We start from the raw sequence: 17,780 nt of genomic DNA on the forward strand, positions 1-17,780 counted from the left end.
AGGCTGTTACAAAATTTGTAGCAGTCTTTTTAGTTATTTATGTATAAGGTAGTTGTATTTTTAAAAGTATGTTATTATAGAATATGCTAGTGAATCATTTAGTTGAAAATAAAATATTAATTTGATTCGATTTCACAAAATTTACGGAATTGTAAACATTATTCTATCTGTATATATAGAATATGTTAAAAATTTGCGTTATAATGATAAAGTGAAATTATTTCAAATGACTTCCAACTTTACTGAGTTATATCTAAAGTCTGTAAAATTTAATGAAAGGGAGTGGGTGTATTGGCAAGAAAGGGAGCAAAAAATGTCCCAAAGAAAAAGGTAGCAGCAATAATAGTTGGCGTATTAGCTATAATATATATAGGTTTATCAGTTTTTTTCACAAGCCATTTTTACTTTGGAACTAAAATAAATGGAGAAAGTTGTTCTGGTAAAACTGTAGCAGAAGTTGAGGAAATGTTTGGTCAGGTTTCAGGTGATTATAGCCTTACATTGACAGACAAAAGAAACAAAGAATTTAAAATAACTGCAAAAGACATAAATCTTACTTTCCACGATGAAGGTCAGATACAGAAAATAAAAGATAGTCAGAGTTCTTTTGGATGGATAGTTGGAATATTCAAGGATAAAGACTATAAAGCAGATGTAGTTAGATATGACAATGCTAAGTTAGAAAAATTATACAATGGATTTGAATTATTTGATAAAAACTATGTTATAGAACCTAAGAGTGCGTATCCTGAATACAGCAGAAAAACAAACTCTTATGAAATAAGACCTGAAATATACGGAAATAAAGTTAATAAAGAAGCACTTTACAAAGAAATACAGAAATCAATATTATCAGGAAATAAAGCAATAAATATAGATGAAGCAGGCCTATATGTACAGCCAAAAAATAAGGAAGATAACTCTAAGCTTGCAAAGGCTGTAGAAAAACTTAACAAAAAAGTTAAGATGAAAGTTACTTATGATTTTGAAGATAGAAAAGAAGTATTCTCTGGATATGAAATAGCACAGCTTTTAAACTGTGACTCAGAAGGAAACTACGGTATAACTATCAACAGAGATAGAATGATAGAGCTTTTAAGAGGATTAAGTAAACAGTACAGTACTTATGGAGATCCAAGAAAGTTTAAAGCATCTTCAGGCAAAGAAATAACTATATACGGTGGTTCTTACGGTTGGTTAATCGATAAAGAAAAAGAAGCTGATGAGCTTACAAAAGTTCTTGAAGCAGGAAAAAGTGTTACAAGAGAGCCAGTTTATTCTCAGACAGCACTTCATCGTACAAAAGATGATATAGGAAATACTTATGTTGAAATAAGCTTAGGTGGTCAGTATTTATGGTACTATAGAGATGGAAAACTTGTTACTAGTTTCCCTGTAGTTACTGGAAATGTAAGCAAAGGACATGGAACACCAGGCGGTATATATCCTCTAAACTACAAAGAAAGAGATACATACTTAAATGGACGGAACTATAGTTCTCACGTAAACTATTGGATGCCATTTAACGGAAATATAGGTCTTCATGATGCTACATGGAGAGGTTCTTTCGGTGGAGGAATATATAGAAGTAATGGTTCTCATGGATGTGTAAACTGTCCATATAGTGGAGCAGCTACTATATACAAAACAATAGAAAAAGGAACACCAATAATTTTATACTAAAAAATATTCCCTCAGTTAAAAACTGAGGGATTTTTTTATTCTTTACTTTATCTATACAAATCAAACACAAAATAGTTTATATCGCCTCTATACTTAGAAATAGAGTACTCAATAACCTTGTTTCCGTTTCCATACCCATAAGAATGGAAATAAAAAATAGGATCATTTTCCTTTATATCCAATAAATCAGATGTAGTCTCGTCTGCTTTTACAGTTTCTAGCTTTCTTCTTATCTTAACTACTGGATTGCCTTTATCAGAAAAATAATCATAAAGACGAGAATTAACAAAATCTACATTCTCTATATCTGGAAATAATTTGTATGGTATATATGTTGTTACGATAACATTTGGCTTAGAGTTAATATATCTAAGTCTTATAAGTTTACATACTTTTTCTGATAAAGAAACACCAAGAGCTTTTGAAACTTCTTCAGATGCTTTTTCTATTTTTAAAGATATAACCTTTGTACTTGTAGTTAATCCTTTTTCATTCATTTCTTTATCAAAACTTAAAATCTTTTGTGTAAATTCCTGCTCAATTTTTCTTTGGCAGACCATTGTTCCCCTTTTTCTTCTCTTTTCAAGATAACCATCATCTACAAGAAGTTGAATTGCCTGTCTAACTGTAGGTCTACTTACATCGTAAATTTCTGATAGTTCTATTTCGGTAGGAATTAAATCTCCTTCCTTGTATGTTCCGTTATTTATCTTTTCGAGTAAATCGCATTTTATTTTTAAATACATTGCTGCCATTAGAATATCTCCTTAATCTTTAATGATTATATTATAACATTCAAAAAAAATATATACAATATAATTACATATTAAAAATTATACATTACATAACAGATAAAATATATTGACATATTATTTACATAATGTTATATTATAGACAAATAAATCAAAAAGTTAAAAAATAACACCAATAAATTTTAAAAAGGAGATGTTTTAATATGAAATTAACTAAAAGTAAGCTAGCAAAATACTTTGATCACACTTTTTTAAAGGCATATGCAACAAATAATGATCTTCGAAATTTGTGTGAAGAAGCAAAATCTATAGGGGCTGCTATGGTGGCAATTAATACTGAATGGGTAGAGTTTTGTAAAAAAGAGCTAGAAGGTACGGATATACACGTTGGAGCAGCAATAGGATTTCCTCTAGGTCAGTGTGGACTTGGGACAAAACTATTTGAAACAGAGTATGCTATAAGTCAAGGTGCTGATGAGATAGACTATGTTATAAATATAAGTAAAGCAAAGATGCACGACTGGGATTTTATAAAAAAAGAGATGGAGCTTATAGTAGATATATGTAGAAGAAATAATAGAATATCTAAGGTAATATTTGAAAACTGCTACCTAGAAAAAGATGAGATAAAAAAATTAGCTGAGATAGCTAAGGAAGTTAAACCAGACTTTATTAAAACTAGTACGGGATTTGGAACAGGAGGAGCTACATTAGAAGATGTTAAGCTTATGATTGATACTGTTGACGGAGAGGTATCTGTCAAAGCTGCTGGTGGAATAAGGGATTATGAAACTGCAAAAAAAATGATAGACTTAGGTGTTAAAAGAATAGGAACAAGTTCTTCTCTTAAAATAATTGAAGAATTTGAAAAGGAGAATGAAAAGTAATGTATAATGGAGAGCCTAAAAGACCTATATTTTTAGAAAGTATAAAAGTAGATACTATATGGGGAAATGGCAATATAAGCAAATCAAGAGGATATGATAAAAATTACGGAACTTGGTGGGAAATATCGGCAAATAAGAAGAGTGCAAATACAATAAAAAACTATGACACGGATAAAAATTTTTATGAATTTATAAAAGAAGATGAAAATTCAATACTAGGAGAGGGATATACTCTCCATGAAATGTTAAGACTAGGATATTTAGATACAATAGATTCTTTAAGCATACAAGTTCATCCAGAGGATGAATATGCAATGAAAAATTCAGACGACTTTGGGAAAAAGGAAAGTTGGTATATAATAGATTCCAAGCCAGGTGCGGAATTAGTTGCAGGTAATACTACAGATGATGTAAAGATTATAAAAGAAGCTTTTGAAAATGGAACTCTTGAAAAATATCTAAAAAAATGGGAAGTTTCAAAAGGCGACTTTATAACTATTCCAGCAGGGATGATACATGCCTTAGGACGGGATATACTTGCCCTTGAAATAGGAACAAACTCAGATACTACCTATAGATTTTATGACTATAATAGAACGGATAAAAATGGCAAAAAAAGAGAACTGCATGTAAAAGAATCATTTGATGTTGTAGATTTTTCTAAACAACCAGAATTTATTAAATGTGAGGAAAAGAGTAGAAGGCTTATAGATTCTGAGGAATATGTAATAGATGAGTTATACTTAGAAGAAAATAAGGAAATAATATTAGATAAGCATTTTTGTGTAGTGTCTAATATAGGAGAAGATTGTATAATAGAATGGTGTGGAGAAAAAATAGTTCTTCCAAAATATGATAGTGTATTTGTTCCATATGCATCTAAAAAAATATGCATAGAAAAGGGAGCACACGTACTTATTAGTCAACCAGGAAAGGAGATATAATTTTATGAAAAAAACAATACTTGTAACAGGGGCTAGAGGATATATAGCTAGTTATGTTCAAAATCTTAATAAAGAAAAATTTAACTGGATAAGAATGACTAGAGAGGAAGCAGATTTTTCAAATCCAGATGATGTACAAAAATTTGTTGAAGCTCAGGATTTTGATATATGTTTCCATACAGCAGCGATTGCAGCAACAGTTGCATGTGAGGAAAATCCAGAGCTTGCAAATAAGATAAATGTTGAATCTACAAAGAGAATAGTAGATGCTTGTAAAAAGAAAAATGCTAAATTAGTTTTCTGTTCAACAGAGCAGATATTTAATGGGAAAGAAAATCATGGGCCTTTTAATGAAGAGGAAGAGTACAATGCTGTAACAGTATATGGACAGAATAAAATAGACTGTGAAAAATATATAGAGGAAAGTGGTGTAGATGCGGTTATCCTTAGACTTTCTTGGATGCTAGGTCTATCATTTGCAGGGGTAAAAGCAAATCCAAGCTTAGTTAAAACTGTTTTTAATGCTGTATTATATCAGAAGCCAACTTTATTTACTTGTAATGAAAAAAGAGGGATTACATATGCAAAATATTTAGCAGAGCAGTTTGATAAGATAACAGAGCTTCCTTGTGGAATATACAATGTATCATCTTCAAATGATATGACTACATACGAATGTGCATGTTTGGCTGCCAGAAAGATGGGAATATCTGAGGAAAATATAGAAAAATATATCCTACCTAACAAAGAAAGATATAGTGATAGATTCCGTGATTATAGATTAGACAATAAAAAGATTGAAGATATGGGAATTAAATTTGGAGATTTTGAATCTGGATTAGAAGATATATTAAAAGATTTTTCGCTATTAAAATAATTAAAGTATTTAAAAGGGACCTCAAAAGAGGTTTCTTTTTTTGTGGAAATCTTCAAGAATTTTTAAAAAATTTCAAAATTGTTACCACTTATATTGATATTAATATGATAAAATAAATTAACTAAATAATGTGTACGGAGGGGATCTGTATGAGAAAAGAAAATTATAAAGATGAAATAAATTATTCAGAAGAACAATCAAAATTAGATAGAAAAAGAGATCCAGCAATAGATTATAGTTATGAAAATAAAGGGAGTATTTTTAGAAAAATAGCTAAAGAAAGAACTGAAAAAAAGATGCATAAAGAAGGTCATTTAGGAGCTGTGAAAGATAAAACAGATAACTATTCTGGATATAGCTCAGAGTCATATTCAAATAATAATACAAGTGATTATTATGAAGATACGGACGATTACAATGAAGATAAGAATGAATCAAGTACTTTTAATAAGGCTAAGTCTTGGGTAGAAAAGAATGCAAGTAAAGAGTCAATAGAGATATTTAATAATTTAAAGAAAGAATATAAAAACACACAAAAGAATCTTCAAAATAGTAGAGCTAATGAGCTTTATGATGAAGAAGGAAGTTATTCAAATAAAAAAACTAAGTCAAATGGGTATAAAGTTTGTAAAAAATGTGGAACTCAGATGTACAAAGATTCAAAGGTATGCCCTAGATGTGGTGAAGAGAAAAATACAAACGAAACAGCAGGTTTTATAATATCTAAAATATTTAAATTAATAATTATTGTAGTTGTTATAAATATTGTAATAGGTGCTGCATCATTTATTTTTAATAGTGACGAAGATATATCTTATGAAGAGGAAATTTCAAATGAAGAAGTATCAAGTGAAGAGCCATATATAGATTATGCGGAGTATTCAAAACCTTTGAAGCTAAAATATAATGTAAACTCTAAGGATGTTTTAAAAATAGACAAAGAAAAATTCGAAGTTGGCAAGGAAATACCAGCAGGAGAGTATATGTTTGTAAAAAATGAAGGGACTAGCCTAGGAAGTATAAAAATATTCACAGAAAATGATAAAAGCAATCCTGAATTATTAGAAACAGTACATAGAAACTACTATGTTAAATTGGAAGAAGGAGATACTGTAGAATTAAGAGCAGGAACTTTATACAAGGCAGATCAAGTAGAATTAGATATGTCAGATGAAAATAATCTAAAATCTGGTATGTACAGACTAGGAAAAGATGTAGGAGATGCGTTTACTATAGATGGTAATAGCAAAACATACTATGCTGTATTGGATGAGAATAATGTCATAATAACAAATGGATTTGTAGATGATGGCCCATTCTTTATGGATAAAACATTTATAGAAGATTCATCTACTCAAGGTGAGGTTGCTAAATACATATATGTAAGCAATGGAATAATTGTTCCAGAATAAAATATTAAAAAAGAAACATTAAAAAATAAAATATTGAAAATATTAAAGAGGAAATATTAAAATAAAATTTAATAAATTAATGAAAAATGGGCTGTTGCAAATAATGCACAGCCCATTTTTCGCTTAATACAAACAAAATAAAAAGGTTTAAAAAAAATGAAAAAATTAAAATTATATAAGATAACCCATTCTTAGATTTTCTTCTATTTCAAGATATTCTAAGAATGAAACGAAATCTTCGTCTCCAACTAAAAGCGAACACTGTCTGTATTTTTCTAAGAAAGAATCTAGGTCAGAGAAAAGTTCCACTGCCTTTCTTATTTCAAAATCACTCATCATAGCTTCTAAAGATGAGTTGTCCAATGTATTTATGTGTTTCATAAAAATCGCCTCCGTATCTTCTTTTGTTTTACTTTATACTTAAAGTATAACTTCTATTGGTGCAGTATAATGTTACGAAAGAAAAAAGGTTAAAAATTTTTCAAAAAAATTATTCTGTATAAATCTTGAAAAACATTGTATATTAGAGATAGTTATATATTATAAATAATTATTTTTTAAAGAGAGGAACAAGTGTAATGGGAAAAATCGGTACAGCGCTTAATATGGTAATGCTACTTCAAAGTAATGGAAAAATGAAACTCGATGAAATAGCTAGGGAATTAGAAGTTAGTAAAAGGCAAGTGCAAGAATATAAGAGTGAGCTTGAACAAGCAGGTATATTTATTGATTCGCAGAGTGGGAAATATGGGGGATATTCTATAGCTCCTGAAAGTATATATTTTTCTGCTTCACTAAGAGAAATGGATTTAGGAATATTAGATAGGGTAGCGGACTTTCTTACAGAGTCAAATAATATGTACTCTAAGGAATACAAAAATTCTATAAATAGGATAAAGTCTAATTTTAAGTTAAAAAACTGTGAAGACGAAAATATGAAATATTTCTATATATATCCTGGATGTAGTTTAACTCAGGAAAAAGATAGAGAAATAAGCAGGCAAATATCAGATGCTTATGCTGTAAAGAAAAAAATGAAAATAGAGTACAAGTCTATAAAATCTGGAATTTCTGAAAGAATAGTACATCCTTATGGATTTTATAGTTATCAGTCAGATACGTATTTAATTGCCTATTGTGAAAAAAGAAAGGCTATAAGAGATTTTAAAATATGTAGAATAAAAAATTTAGAGATTTTAGATGAAAGATATGTTATTGACGAAGATTTTAAAATTGGAGAATATACAAAAAATTCTATAGGTAATTTTAAAGGCGATGAGATAGACATTCACCTTATTATAAGAGAGCCATTTGCAACGGTTGTCAGTGAAAAAAGATGGAGTTCTAAGCAGACTATTAAAGAACTTGAAGACGGAAGTATAGATTTTAAAGCTAGAATGATGGGATATGAGCAGATAAAAAACTGGATTCTTGGAATGGGGCCTAGTGTGACTGTTCTTAGCCCAGAGAATCTTGTAGAGGATATAAGAAAAGATATTAATAAAATGATGAAAGTATATTAATCTAAAAAATAGACAAGTCGAAAAATAAATAAGTTCAAAAGTAGATAATTATATAAAAAATAGATAAGTGTATTATAAATAGATAAAGGCTGTTGTAATTTTGCAACAGCCTTATTGTATGTAGAAAACAATTGTAGATAGAAAACCTTTAGTTTTACTAAGGTTAATTTAAAAAAGAATTAATTATCTTTTGAAAGATTGTGTATAAGTTTCCAAGCGTATTTTGTATCTTTTTCAAAATCTTCTTTAGAAGAACCCCAATTTTTAGGCATTTCACCGAAATATGGCTCAAATCCAAATTTTGAGTATATATTTAAAGCTTTGTAACTTGATACCTGAGATGTTAGGTAGATATAATCTTTAAATCCAAGCTCGTTAAATGTGTCCAAAGCCAATGATACTAGACATTTTGCAAGGCCTAAACCTTGATATTCTTTAGATACAGCCACCCAATGTATTCTTTGAAGTGTTTTTCCAAAATGATTTCCGTCCCAAATAGATGCAGTTGCTATATTTTTGCCTTCTTCATTTTGAATAAAGAAACATTTTTTATAAACATCGTCGCTTCCGTCTAAAAAAGTATCATTAAAACATTTTAGAGCAGCCTCTAAATTTTCGAATTGTTCTAAATCAGTTTGTATTTTTGCCCAATCTTTTTCGTATCCGTCTTTATATTTTACTACAGAAAAACCTTCAGGCAATTCAAAGTGAGGATATTCTGTTGGGTTATTTTTTCCCATTAATACTTTTATATTTTTAAATTTATTGTATTCCATCTCAACATGCGGTATTCCTGCTTCCATATACACATCAGACACAGGTTTAAATCCACATTTTGCATAAAGAGAGCAAACATACTCCTGAGCAGAAAGTGATATACTATCTTCTTTTAAAGTATCAGTTATAAATTTTACAGCATTATCTACCATTTTCTTTGCTAAACCAGATCTTCTGTATTCTTTTAAAACTAAAACCCTTCCAATACCTGTATTTTCATAGTGGCTAAATTCTTTTGGAATTATTCTTAAATAAGCGATTATCTTATCTTTGTCGTATGAAAACATATGATATGATACCTTATCAGTATCATCAAAGTCGTTTACCTCAAATACATGCTGCTCACATGCAAAAACCTCATATCTTGCTTTTGCTATTTCATAAAATTCTTCTAAGCTAAGTTCTTTAAAATGCTTTATCTTAAACAAAAATATCAACTCCTATTTTATTAGTTTTTCTAAATTATACCATATTAATAAAAAATACAGAAATATCAGATTACTAAATTAAAAAATTGGATTAAAAAATATGGCAGAGTATGTTATTATATTAAATGACATTCAGAAGAGGAGAGGGAAAAAATGTTAAATACTTTGACTACAATAATTTGTGCCTTACCAGTTATGTACCAGTTTATAGAATTGGTAACAAATAAAAAAAATCTTAAACAGGAAAAATTTAATAATACTTTAAAGTATAGAGTACACTATCAGAAGTTTTTCCTATTAGCTATGGGAGCTTTTGGGCTTGCAGGTGTTATAATGACTGCTAGATTTGGTATGGAAAAAGCATCAACACCTAGATTAGTTATAAGTTGTATAATAGCTGTTATCTTTATTAAATTCTTAATGATGAAAAAATGGAGAATAGAAATAGAAAAAGACGGTATAGAAATAGTAAATCTTTTTGGTAAAAAATCTATTCCATATAGTGAAATAGATAGCATGAAATGTGAAGAATCTAAAAAAATAATCTACTCAGGTGGTAAAAAAGTAGCTACAATAGCAGATACTGTAATAGGATTTAATGAAATAATGAAGATTCTTAAAAGAAAAAAAGTTAGAATAGATTATTAAATATCTAATAACATATTATCAAATATCAGAGTTTATAGAGGAGGCTTTTAAAGTCTCCTTTTTTGATTATCTAAAATTTGTCTGTAAATTTATTGGGATTGGTGTTATACTATCTACTATGCTTTGAATAACAAATAAATTTAATTACTAATAAAGGGGGAGAGAATTTGAACAAAACTAAAAAACTTACTGAAGCGTCGTTATTAACTGCTATATTTGTAGTTGTTACGATTATATCTGTAGGAAGTGGTATAGGATATGGGATATATTTAGATTATATTGTTCCATTATTCTACTTTATAATATATTTAAAATGTGGATCAAAATATACTGTTTTATCGGCGGTATCAGGTCTTACTATTGTATTTGTAGTGTTAGGTAATCCTGGAACTGCTATATGGGCAAGCCAAGGAATTATCTTAGGAATATTATGTGGTATACTTTCTGAAAAGAAAACTAGTCTGATGGACGATTTACTTCTTGGAACACTTATAGGCTCTATAATAATGATATTTATAGATATATATGCCTCAAAACTAATAGGATATAGCTTCATACAGGATTTTAAGGAAACTATAGCTTATATGGCAAAATACATGACTAAAAATGTTCCAGCCTTTAATAATTTCCCACCAGAATTTATACAAAATTACTTTAGTACTGTGTTCTATGTTTCTATAACTTTAATACCACTGGGAACAGTTGTAGGAGTTTATATAATAGGATTATTTGCAGGAAAGAGATTAAACATTCTTAAAGGGGAAACAAAGAAAAAATATAATATAATAAGACATTTTGGGACTTTTTCTAGAATGACTTACTGCTCTAGAAATTTATTTTATTTACTAGTTATTTACACAATGTCGTTTAGTTTAATGAATAAATACGGAATAAAGACAAACATGGCTTATATCGACACAATAATGAACTGTTTCTACTATTCTGGACTTTATTTCTTGATAAGAGATTCTGTAGCAGGAATACAGGGATACATGCTTTCTAAAGGAAAGAGCATGGGACAGGTGAGATTATTTACATTATTATACCTATTTATGCTTATAAGTTATTTCTGGGTGGCAGCTATTGTAGCTATAATATACTTTATGACAATAGATATGAAGTACGGTCTTAGAGAGATTTATGGTGAAAAATTGGGTACTCTATTGACAAATTAAGCGAAAAGACATATATTATAAATATATACGAAAAAATTGATGTTTTAATTTAATTAACAAAGGCTTAGAAGAAAAGAGTAGGATTTATAGGATTTTCAGAGAGCTCCAGGTTGGTGTGATGGAGTAGTTTTGTATATCTGAAGTACATTTTGGAGCCGCTTACCTGAAATAGTAGTAGGGTTTGACGATTTGCATACGTTATAATGCAGTGTCTATTATTTTGACACACTGAGTCGGATATTGTGAGGTATCCGAGAATTAAGGTGGTAACACGAGAGGTATCTCCCGTCCTTTTTATTAGGGCGGGAGTTTTTTTGTTTAAAAAATTTTTAGGAGGAAAAATTATGAGTATATCTAAAATATCTGTGGACGAACAGATGAAGATCATAATGAAAGGTGTAGATAGTCTTATAGATGAGAAAGACCTTAAAGAAAAATTAACTAAAGCACAGAAAGAGGACAAACCACTTGTAATAAAATTAGGTCTTGACCCAAGTGCTCCAGACATCCACTTAGGACATACAGTTGTTCTTAGAAAAATGAAACAGCTTCAGGACTTAGGTCATCAGGTAGTAATAATAATAGGTGACTTCACTGGTAAAATAGGTGACCCAACTGGAAAATCTAAAACTAGAAAAGCATTAACTACTGAACAGGTTCTTGAAAATGCAAAAACTTATCAGGAACAGATATTCAAAGTATTAGATAAAGATAAAACTATAGTAAGATACAACAGCGAATGGTTAGGAAAATTAAACTTTGAAGAAGTTATAAAATTAGCAGCTACAATAACTGTTGCAAGAATGCTTGAAAGAGAAGATTTCAAGAAAAGATACGAAGGACAGATGCCAATATCAGTTCACGAATTCTTCTATCCTTTAATGCAGGCATACGATTCTATAGCAATAGATGCTGATATAGAACTTGGTGGTACTGACCAGAGATTCAACCTTTTAATGGGTAGATCACTTCAGAGAGAATTCGATAAAGAATCTCAGGTAGTTATAATGATGCCTTTACTAGAAGGTCTTGATGGTGTAAACAAAATGTCTAAATCATTAGGAAACTACATAGGAATAGATGAAGAAGCAGGACTTATGTACCAGAAAGCTATGGAAGTACCAGATGAATTAATAATAAAATACTACAACTTAGTAACAGACGTTCATCCAGATGCTGTAGCTGAAATAGAAGCTAAATTAGAAGATGGAGCTAATCCAAGAGATATAAAAATGGGACTAGCTAAAGAAATAGTTACTTTATACCATGGAGAAGAAAAAGCTCAGGAAGCAGAAAACAGATTCAAGAGTGTATTCCAGAAAGGTAATATACCAGATGATATACTAACTGTTGAAGCTGCTGCGGCTGATTTAGATATAGCTGGTATAGCTGTTGAAAATAAATTAGTTCCAAGTAAGAGTGAAATAAGAAGACTTGCTAAACAGGGTGGAGTAAAAGTTAACGGAGAAAAAGTTAATGATTTAAATGCTGTTGAAGCAGAAGGTGAACTAGTTATACAGATAGGTAAAAAGAAATTCATAAAAATAGTTGTAAAATAAATAAAAAAAGATGTCACGTTTTGTGGCATCTTTTTTTATGTAGGTAACCAGTTAAACTGAGAACCTTTTTATTATTTTTCTGTTGGTGTAAGTAAAGTAACACCGCTATTTTTTATTTTTTCTATGAAGTCTGGGTTATTTAAAAACTTTTCTTTTACATCAACGTCGTTGGCTTTATATATTCTAGATACGATTTCAGCCATATGAGCTGCAAAGTCAAGTGGGGAATCAAATAATTCTTCGTTTTCAACATAGTACTGAGTAAGTTCTTTTCTTGTTCCTAAATCAGATAAGTAAAGAAGTTTTAATTCTTTTTTGCTTATATCTTCATTAAAGTTACCATAAGCAAATCTGATTTCTTCTACAGGAAGATTAAGGAACACATCGTTATAAAGAGAGTTATTTTTTATTATGCTGTAGTTGAAGTCAGATATATTTTTATCTGCAAATAAATTATAATTATAAACCATGCAAACCATTAGATATTTGTCAAATAGATCGGGATATTCTTCTGAGTTTTCAACAACGAAGTTTTCTATATCTTTTAGATAATCAAAGTATACTCTTCTTAGTAAATCCTGTTTTGTTTTGAAGTAGTATGTGAAGTTACCTAGGGTTATGTTAGTATTATCACATATTTCCTGTATAGTTGTTTTAGAGTATCCTTTAGTATAGAATAACTTTTTTGACTCTTCTACTATGTAATTACAAGTATTAAGTCCTTTTTTATATCTGTTCATAAAATCCTCCTAAAGATTAATTCAATCTCATTTCTTTTAAATTTTGATATAATTATAGCAAAAGGGTGTGAAATTAAAGAGAATAAATTATAAAAAAACAGTGACTTCAAATATCTAAAGATTTGAAAATATAAATCAATTTAAAGGCAAATAGATAAAACAAAATGATAAAATGTATTTACAAAATATTTTTTTTATATTAAGCTATAAAATGGATGTATATATAAAAAATAGAAATAGGAGGAAATTTAATGAAAAGAAGATATCGAATGAATATGTCTTTTTGTTATAGTTCTTTTAAAGAAGGTTGTGCTTCACTTTCTAACAAATTATAAAAAATAAATATTAGAAAGTGGAGGTATATTATGAAAAAATACATCGGAGAAATAGGGCTTTTTGCCGTAGCTATTATATGGGGAGGCGGATTAATTGCTGCCAAAGTTGCATTAGATAGTGGCCTTTTGACTTCGCAAATAATGACTATTAGATTTTTTTTATCAGCGGTATTAATGACAATAATATTTTTTAAACCTATAAAAAATAATTTGTCACTAGGTATATTAAAGGCAGGAAGTGTTTTAGGTATTTGCCTATTTTTAGGATTTTTCTTACAGACATTAGGGTTAGAATACACTACACCATCAAAGAATGCATTTCTTGCATCGATAAATGTTGTTATAGTACCTTTTATAGGGTTTATGCTTTATAGAAGAAAGATTGATAAATTTGGAGTAATCAGTAGTTTTATAGCTGTATTGGGAATAGCGGTATTATCGCTTAGTGCAGATTTTACAATTAATTTTGGAGATTTACTGACAATACTGTGTGCATTTGCGTTTGCATTTCAAATATTCTTTACAAGTGAATTTGTAAAATCTTACAACCCGCTTGCATTAAATACTATACAATTAAAAAATGTTCTAAGAAAAAGGGAGGGAATTTATGAAAAAATACATAGGAGAAATAGGGCTTTTTGTGGTAGCTATCATTTGGGGGGGCGGATTTGTCGCAACTCAAGCAGCATTGGATGGTGGACTTACAACATCACAGATAATGACGCTGAGATTTTTTATATCAGCGGTGTTGATGACTATAATATTCTTTAAACAGATAAAAGAAAGTTTATCGTGGGGAACAGTAAAGGTAGGCGCAATTTTGGGAGTTTGCTTATTCCTTGGATTCTTTTTACAGACTTTAGGTTTAAATTACACAACTCCATCAAAAAATGCATTTATAACATCAGTAAATGTTGTTATAGTTCCATTTATAGGATTATTACTTTATAAGAGAAAAATAGATAAATTTGGAATGGCAAGTAGTTTTATGGCTATAATAGGTATAGCAGTTTTATCACTAAGTGCAGATTTTACAGTTAATTTAGGAGATGTTCTTACATTATTATGTGCTTTTGGATTTGCATTCCAGATCTTCTTTACAAGTGAATTTGTTCATAACCATAATCCGATAGCATTAACAGCAGTTCAGTTTACTGTAGCATTTATTTTATCATTAATAGCTCAGATATTTATGGGAGAATTAAAATTAAATGCTGATGCTTCTGGATATATGGGAATTTTATACTTATCAGTTTTCAGTACAACAATTTGTTTCTTACTTCAGACAATATGCTCAAAAATGGTAGATGGAACAAGAGTTGCAATAATTCTTTCTACTGAAGCTGTATTTGGAACAATTTTATCAATAATAATACTTGGAGAACCTGTAACAGTTAGAATGATTATAGGTAGTTTAATTATATTTGCTTCTGTAATAACTGCCGAAACTAAGTTATCTTTCCTACCGTTCTTTAAAAATAAGCAATAAAATAAAAAAATATAAATTTGATGTTTAAGATAATGGAGAACGGGTATAATTACTAACGTAATCAAGAAAGCCTAGTAGACTTAACAAAAATAATACTTTAGTTAAATTTATGTAAATAAGATATGAAAAATCTAAATTGTAAATTTAAAAGAAAAATAACAAAAAATTCTAAAAAAAGTGTTTTAAAGATTTAAGTCAGGGTATATAATAGACATAGAGTTGGAAACAACTGATAATCAAGTAAAAGACAATAAAATTAACTTTAGGGAGGAACTTTAAAATGAAAAAATGGGTTTGTACAGTATGCGGATATATACACGAAGGAGAAACTGCACCAGCAGAATGTCCAGTATGTAAAGTAGGAGCAGATAAATTTGAAGAAATGGCCGGAGAAAGAGTTTGGGCTGATGAACATAGAATAGGTGTTGCTAAAGGTGTTGACGAAGAAATATTAGAAGGATTAAGAGCTAACTTCACTGGTGAATGTACAGAAGTTGGTATGTACTTAGCAATGTCAAGACAGGCTGATAGAGAAGGATATCCAGAAGTAGCAGAAGCTTACAAAAGAATAGCTTTCGAAGAAGCAGAACACGCTGCTAAATTCGCTGAATTATTAGGAGAAGTTGTTGAACCTTGCACTAAAACAAATCTTGAATTAAGAGTTGACGCTGAATACGGAGCAACTGAAGGAAAATTAAAAATAGCTAAAAGAGCTAAAGAATTAGGATTAGATGCTATACATGATACAGTTCACGAAATGTGTAAAGATGAAGCTAGACATGGTAAAGCATTCTTAGGATTATTAAACAGATACTTCGCTAAATAATTTAAACATAAAAGTATATAAATAAGATTAATAGACTTCCGGTATTTATAAAATATCGGAAGTTTTTTATTGTATGTAGAACCTCACCAGTTATACTGTGGGGGGCTTTTTTGAATAAAAATATAAATTTATTATTTGATTATTGCAAACTTAAAATTTAATCAATGAATATGTATTTTTTATGTAGAAAAAAACAAAAATATGGAAGAATAATTCTATCTGTGATAAAATAATGAGATGTGAAAAAAATCAGCTTAGAAGTCATAAGGAGAAGAGGTGATAACTAAATGGCTGAAAAAAATAAAAATGAAATAAAAAATACCACAGAAAAAAAATCATTAAAAGCAACTAATGAAAAAAAGAAATTGGAAGAAAGAAAAAAAGCTTTAAAAAGTTCTGATGATATAGCAAAAAATATAAACAAAAGAAAAAAGAAGAGAACTACTCGGAAAAAGAAAAAACAGAAGAAAAAAGAAAAGATTGTATTTAGTATTATAGCGATATTTGTTGTAGTTACAGTTGCAATAATGGCATTTAACTTTACTTATGTATATAACGGGAGAATAGCTAGAAACATATATATTGAAGGTATGAGTGTTTCTGGTATGAAACCAGATGATGTAAAGGAAGAGCTAAATAAAAAGTATAAAGTAGATAATATAAAATTTGAGTATAACGACAAAGAATATGTAATAAAGCCAGAAACAGTTGGATTAAAGTATAATATTGATCAGATAGTTGATGAGGCTTACGGATATACAAGAGAAGGAAGTTATTACAAAGATTTATACAATTATTTTTCATTAAAAAATAAAAGCCTTAAAAAGAATATAGAGGTTGTTTATGATTCTGATAAGATGAAGAAAGAAATAGAAAAAATAGCTAAAACTTTGGACAAAGACCCTAAAGATGCCACTATAAAAATAGACGGAAGTATAAAAACAACTAAATCTAGTGATGGTGTAAAGCTAAATATTTCAAAAACACTTTCAAACTTAACATCTAGTATAGATAATAAGAAAAAAGAGACTATACCTCTAGTAATGGAAAAGAAGGAAGCTAAAATAAAAACTAAAGATGTTGAATCTGTAAATACAAAATTAGCAGATTATACAACATCATTTGAAAAATCAGATAGCCAAAGATCTCATAACGTAGAAAAATCAGCTAAAATAACAAGCGATATACTTTTGATGCCTGGCGAGGTATTCTCTTATAACGCACATACAGGGAAAACAAACTCTAAAAATGGATACCAAGAAGCTCCGATAATTATAAATGGTAAATTGGAAAAATCAGCAGGTGGAGGAGTTTGTCAGACATCATCTACAATATTCAATACAGCATTATTATCTGGAATGGATATTGTAAGTGTTACTAACCACTCAGCATCGCTTACTTATGTTCCTTTAGGAAGAGATGCAACTGTAAACGATAGCGGATTAGATTTTAAATTTAAAAATACATTTGACCATCCAGTATATATAAAAAATACAGTAAATAATAAAAGACTTACTTGTACAATATATGGAAACTCTTCAGATAAAAAGAATATAGATATAAATGTTGAAAATACAGCCAAAAAAGATGAAGAGGGTGCAATAGAATTTAAAACATACAGAATATACAAAGATTCTAGCGGAAAACAAACTAAGAAAGAGTATATTTCTGGTGGAGTGTATAGAAAAATTAAACATTAATGAAATAAAATCTCTAGATAATTAA

At 29.2% G+C, this 17,780-nt stretch carries 17 protein-coding genes and 1 other annotated feature; of the genes, 13 read left to right on the forward strand and 4 right to left on the reverse strand.

The window, feature by feature from the left end; all coding sequences use genetic code 11:
- Window positions 1–282 precede the first annotated feature (282 nt).
- Window positions 283–1,683: a L,D-transpeptidase family protein gene (locus ACK2WO_RS06330; protein ID WP_414697097.1), complete on the forward strand. Its 1,401-nt coding sequence runs from the start codon at window positions 283–285 to the stop codon at window positions 1,681–1,683.
- Between the two features lie 47 nt (window positions 1,684–1,730).
- Here the strand turns inward: ACK2WO_RS06330 and ACK2WO_RS06335 are convergent, their stop codons facing one another.
- The gene (locus ACK2WO_RS06335) at window positions 1,731–2,438 is read right to left on the reverse strand and encodes a GntR family transcriptional regulator (protein ID WP_414697098.1); all 708 of its coding nucleotides are present in this window, start codon (window positions 2,436–2,438) and stop codon (window positions 1,731–1,733) included.
- Between the two features lie 200 nt (window positions 2,439–2,638).
- Between ACK2WO_RS06335 and deoC the strand changes: the two genes are divergently transcribed.
- The 4 genes from deoC (at window position 2,639) to ACK2WO_RS06355 (ending at window position 6,555) form a co-directional block, all read left to right on the forward strand.
- On the forward strand, window positions 2,639–3,322 hold the full coding sequence (gene deoC / locus ACK2WO_RS06340; RefSeq protein WP_414697099.1) for a deoxyribose-phosphate aldolase: 684 nt from the start codon (window positions 2,639–2,641) through the stop codon (window positions 3,320–3,322).
- Complete coding sequence (locus ACK2WO_RS06345) at window positions 3,322–4,266, forward strand: class I mannose-6-phosphate isomerase (protein ID WP_414697100.1); 945 nt, start codon at window positions 3,322–3,324, stop codon at window positions 4,264–4,266. Before deoC ends, ACK2WO_RS06345 begins: the two co-directional genes overlap by 1 nt.
- A gap of 4 nt (window positions 4,267–4,270) precedes the next feature.
- Entirely contained in the window at window positions 4,271–5,143 is an 873-nt protein-coding gene (locus tag ACK2WO_RS06350; protein ID WP_414697101.1) for an SDR family oxidoreductase, read from the forward strand.
- Between the two features lie 149 nt (window positions 5,144–5,292).
- Complete coding sequence (locus ACK2WO_RS06355; protein ID WP_414697102.1) at window positions 5,293–6,555, forward strand: hypothetical protein; 1,263 nt, start codon at window positions 5,293–5,295, stop codon at window positions 6,553–6,555.
- 171 nt (window positions 6,556–6,726) lie between these two features.
- Here ACK2WO_RS06355 and ACK2WO_RS06360 read toward each other — a convergent pair whose 3' ends face one another.
- Window positions 6,727–6,936, reverse strand: a complete 210-nt coding sequence (locus tag ACK2WO_RS06360; RefSeq protein WP_414697103.1) for a hypothetical protein — start codon at window positions 6,934–6,936, stop codon at window positions 6,727–6,729.
- 197 nt (window positions 6,937–7,133) lie between these two features.
- On the opposite strand from ACK2WO_RS06360, the gene ACK2WO_RS06365 reads away from it, so the two are divergent.
- Window positions 7,134–8,078: a helix-turn-helix transcriptional regulator gene (locus ACK2WO_RS06365; protein ID WP_414697104.1), complete on the forward strand. Its 945-nt coding sequence runs from the start codon at window positions 7,134–7,136 to the stop codon at window positions 8,076–8,078.
- A gap of 179 nt (window positions 8,079–8,257) precedes the next feature.
- Here the strand turns inward: ACK2WO_RS06365 and ACK2WO_RS06370 are convergent, their stop codons facing one another.
- Window positions 8,258–9,283, reverse strand: a complete 1,026-nt coding sequence (locus tag ACK2WO_RS06370; RefSeq protein ID WP_414697105.1) for a GNAT family N-acetyltransferase — start codon at window positions 9,281–9,283, stop codon at window positions 8,258–8,260.
- Window positions 9,284–9,436: 153 nt separating this feature from the next.
- Here ACK2WO_RS06370 and ACK2WO_RS06375 point away from each other — a divergent pair, with 153 nt between their 5' ends.
- The 3 genes from ACK2WO_RS06375 (at window position 9,437) to tyrS (ending at window position 12,665) form a co-directional block, all read left to right on the forward strand.
- Window positions 9,437–9,931, forward strand: a complete 495-nt coding sequence (locus tag ACK2WO_RS06375; protein WP_414697106.1) for a DUF6560 family protein — start codon at window positions 9,437–9,439, stop codon at window positions 9,929–9,931.
- Window positions 9,932–10,098: 167 nt separating this feature from the next.
- Window positions 10,099–11,106: a DUF2232 domain-containing protein gene (locus ACK2WO_RS06380; RefSeq protein ID WP_414697107.1), complete on the forward strand. Its 1,008-nt coding sequence runs from the start codon at window positions 10,099–10,101 to the stop codon at window positions 11,104–11,106.
- Window positions 11,107–11,162: 56 nt separating this feature from the next.
- Window positions 11,163–11,402, forward strand: a binding site (T-box leader).
- Between the two features lie 48 nt (window positions 11,403–11,450).
- The gene (gene tyrS / locus ACK2WO_RS06385) at window positions 11,451–12,665 is read left to right on the forward strand and encodes a tyrosine--tRNA ligase (RefSeq protein ID WP_414697108.1); all 1,215 of its coding nucleotides are present in this window, start codon (window positions 11,451–11,453) and stop codon (window positions 12,663–12,665) included.
- 71 nt (window positions 12,666–12,736) lie between these two features.
- On the opposite strand, the gene ACK2WO_RS06390 is transcribed toward tyrS, so the two are convergent.
- On the reverse strand, window positions 12,737–13,405 hold the full coding sequence (locus tag ACK2WO_RS06390) for a TetR/AcrR family transcriptional regulator (protein ID WP_414697109.1): 669 nt from the start codon (window positions 13,403–13,405) through the stop codon (window positions 12,737–12,739).
- Between the two features lie 365 nt (window positions 13,406–13,770).
- Here ACK2WO_RS06390 and ACK2WO_RS06395 point away from each other — a divergent pair, with 365 nt between their 5' ends.
- The 4 genes from ACK2WO_RS06395 (at window position 13,771) to ACK2WO_RS06410 (ending at window position 17,755) form a co-directional block, all read left to right on the forward strand.
- On the forward strand, window positions 13,771–14,511 hold the full coding sequence (locus ACK2WO_RS06395) for a DMT family transporter (RefSeq protein WP_414697110.1): 741 nt from the start codon (window positions 13,771–13,773) through the stop codon (window positions 14,509–14,511).
- Window positions 14,393–15,229 (forward strand): DMT family transporter, encoded by an 837-nt coding sequence (locus ACK2WO_RS06400; protein WP_414698740.1) that lies wholly within the window; start codon window positions 14,393–14,395, stop codon window positions 15,227–15,229. The genes ACK2WO_RS06395 and ACK2WO_RS06400 overlap by 119 nt, the downstream gene beginning before the upstream one ends.
- Before the next feature lie 280 nt (window positions 15,230–15,509).
- Complete coding sequence (locus ACK2WO_RS06405; protein WP_414697111.1) at window positions 15,510–16,055, forward strand: NADH peroxidase; 546 nt, start codon at window positions 15,510–15,512, stop codon at window positions 16,053–16,055.
- A gap of 287 nt (window positions 16,056–16,342) precedes the next feature.
- Window positions 16,343–17,755: a VanW family protein gene (locus ACK2WO_RS06410; RefSeq protein ID WP_414697112.1), complete on the forward strand. Its 1,413-nt coding sequence runs from the start codon at window positions 16,343–16,345 to the stop codon at window positions 17,753–17,755.
- Window positions 17,756–17,780: the final 25 nt, after the last annotated feature.

The sequence above is a fragment of the Peptacetobacter sp. AB845 genome (genome assembly GCF_047528295.1).
GTDB lineage: Bacteria > Bacillota > Clostridia > Peptostreptococcales > Peptostreptococcaceae > Peptacetobacter.

Excerpts from the sequence above, each read along its gene's own strand:
- ACK2WO_RS06335 (WP_414697098.1), bottom strand. The coding sequence starts at position 2,438 with ATGGCAGCAATGTATTTAAAAATAAAATGCGATTTACTCGAAAAGATA.
- deoC (WP_414697099.1), top strand. The coding sequence starts at position 2,639 with ATGAAATTAACTAAAAGTAAGCTAGCAAAATACTTTGATCACACTTTT.
- ACK2WO_RS06345 (WP_414697100.1), top strand. The coding sequence starts at position 3,322 with ATGTATAATGGAGAGCCTAAAAGACCTATATTTTTAGAAAGTATAAAA.
- ACK2WO_RS06350 (WP_414697101.1), top strand. The coding sequence starts at position 4,271 with ATGAAAAAAACAATACTTGTAACAGGGGCTAGAGGATATATAGCTAGT.
- ACK2WO_RS06355 (WP_414697102.1), top strand. The coding sequence starts at position 5,293 with ATGAGAAAAGAAAATTATAAAGATGAAATAAATTATTCAGAAGAACAA.
- ACK2WO_RS06360 (WP_414697103.1), bottom strand. The coding sequence starts at position 6,936 with ATGAAACACATAAATACATTGGACAACTCATCTTTAGAAGCTATGATG.
- ACK2WO_RS06365 (WP_414697104.1), top strand. The coding sequence starts at position 7,134 with ATGGGAAAAATCGGTACAGCGCTTAATATGGTAATGCTACTTCAAAGT.
- ACK2WO_RS06375 (WP_414697106.1), top strand. The coding sequence starts at position 9,437 with ATGTTAAATACTTTGACTACAATAATTTGTGCCTTACCAGTTATGTAC.
- tyrS (WP_414697108.1), top strand. The coding sequence starts at position 11,451 with ATGAGTATATCTAAAATATCTGTGGACGAACAGATGAAGATCATAATG.
- ACK2WO_RS06390 (WP_414697109.1), bottom strand. The coding sequence starts at position 13,405 with ATGAACAGATATAAAAAAGGACTTAATACTTGTAATTACATAGTAGAA.
- ACK2WO_RS06395 (WP_414697110.1), top strand. The coding sequence starts at position 13,771 with ATGAAAAAATACATCGGAGAAATAGGGCTTTTTGCCGTAGCTATTATA.
- ACK2WO_RS06405 (WP_414697111.1), top strand. The coding sequence starts at position 15,510 with ATGAAAAAATGGGTTTGTACAGTATGCGGATATATACACGAAGGAGAA.
- ACK2WO_RS06410 (WP_414697112.1), top strand. The coding sequence starts at position 16,343 with ATGGCTGAAAAAAATAAAAATGAAATAAAAAATACCACAGAAAAAAAA.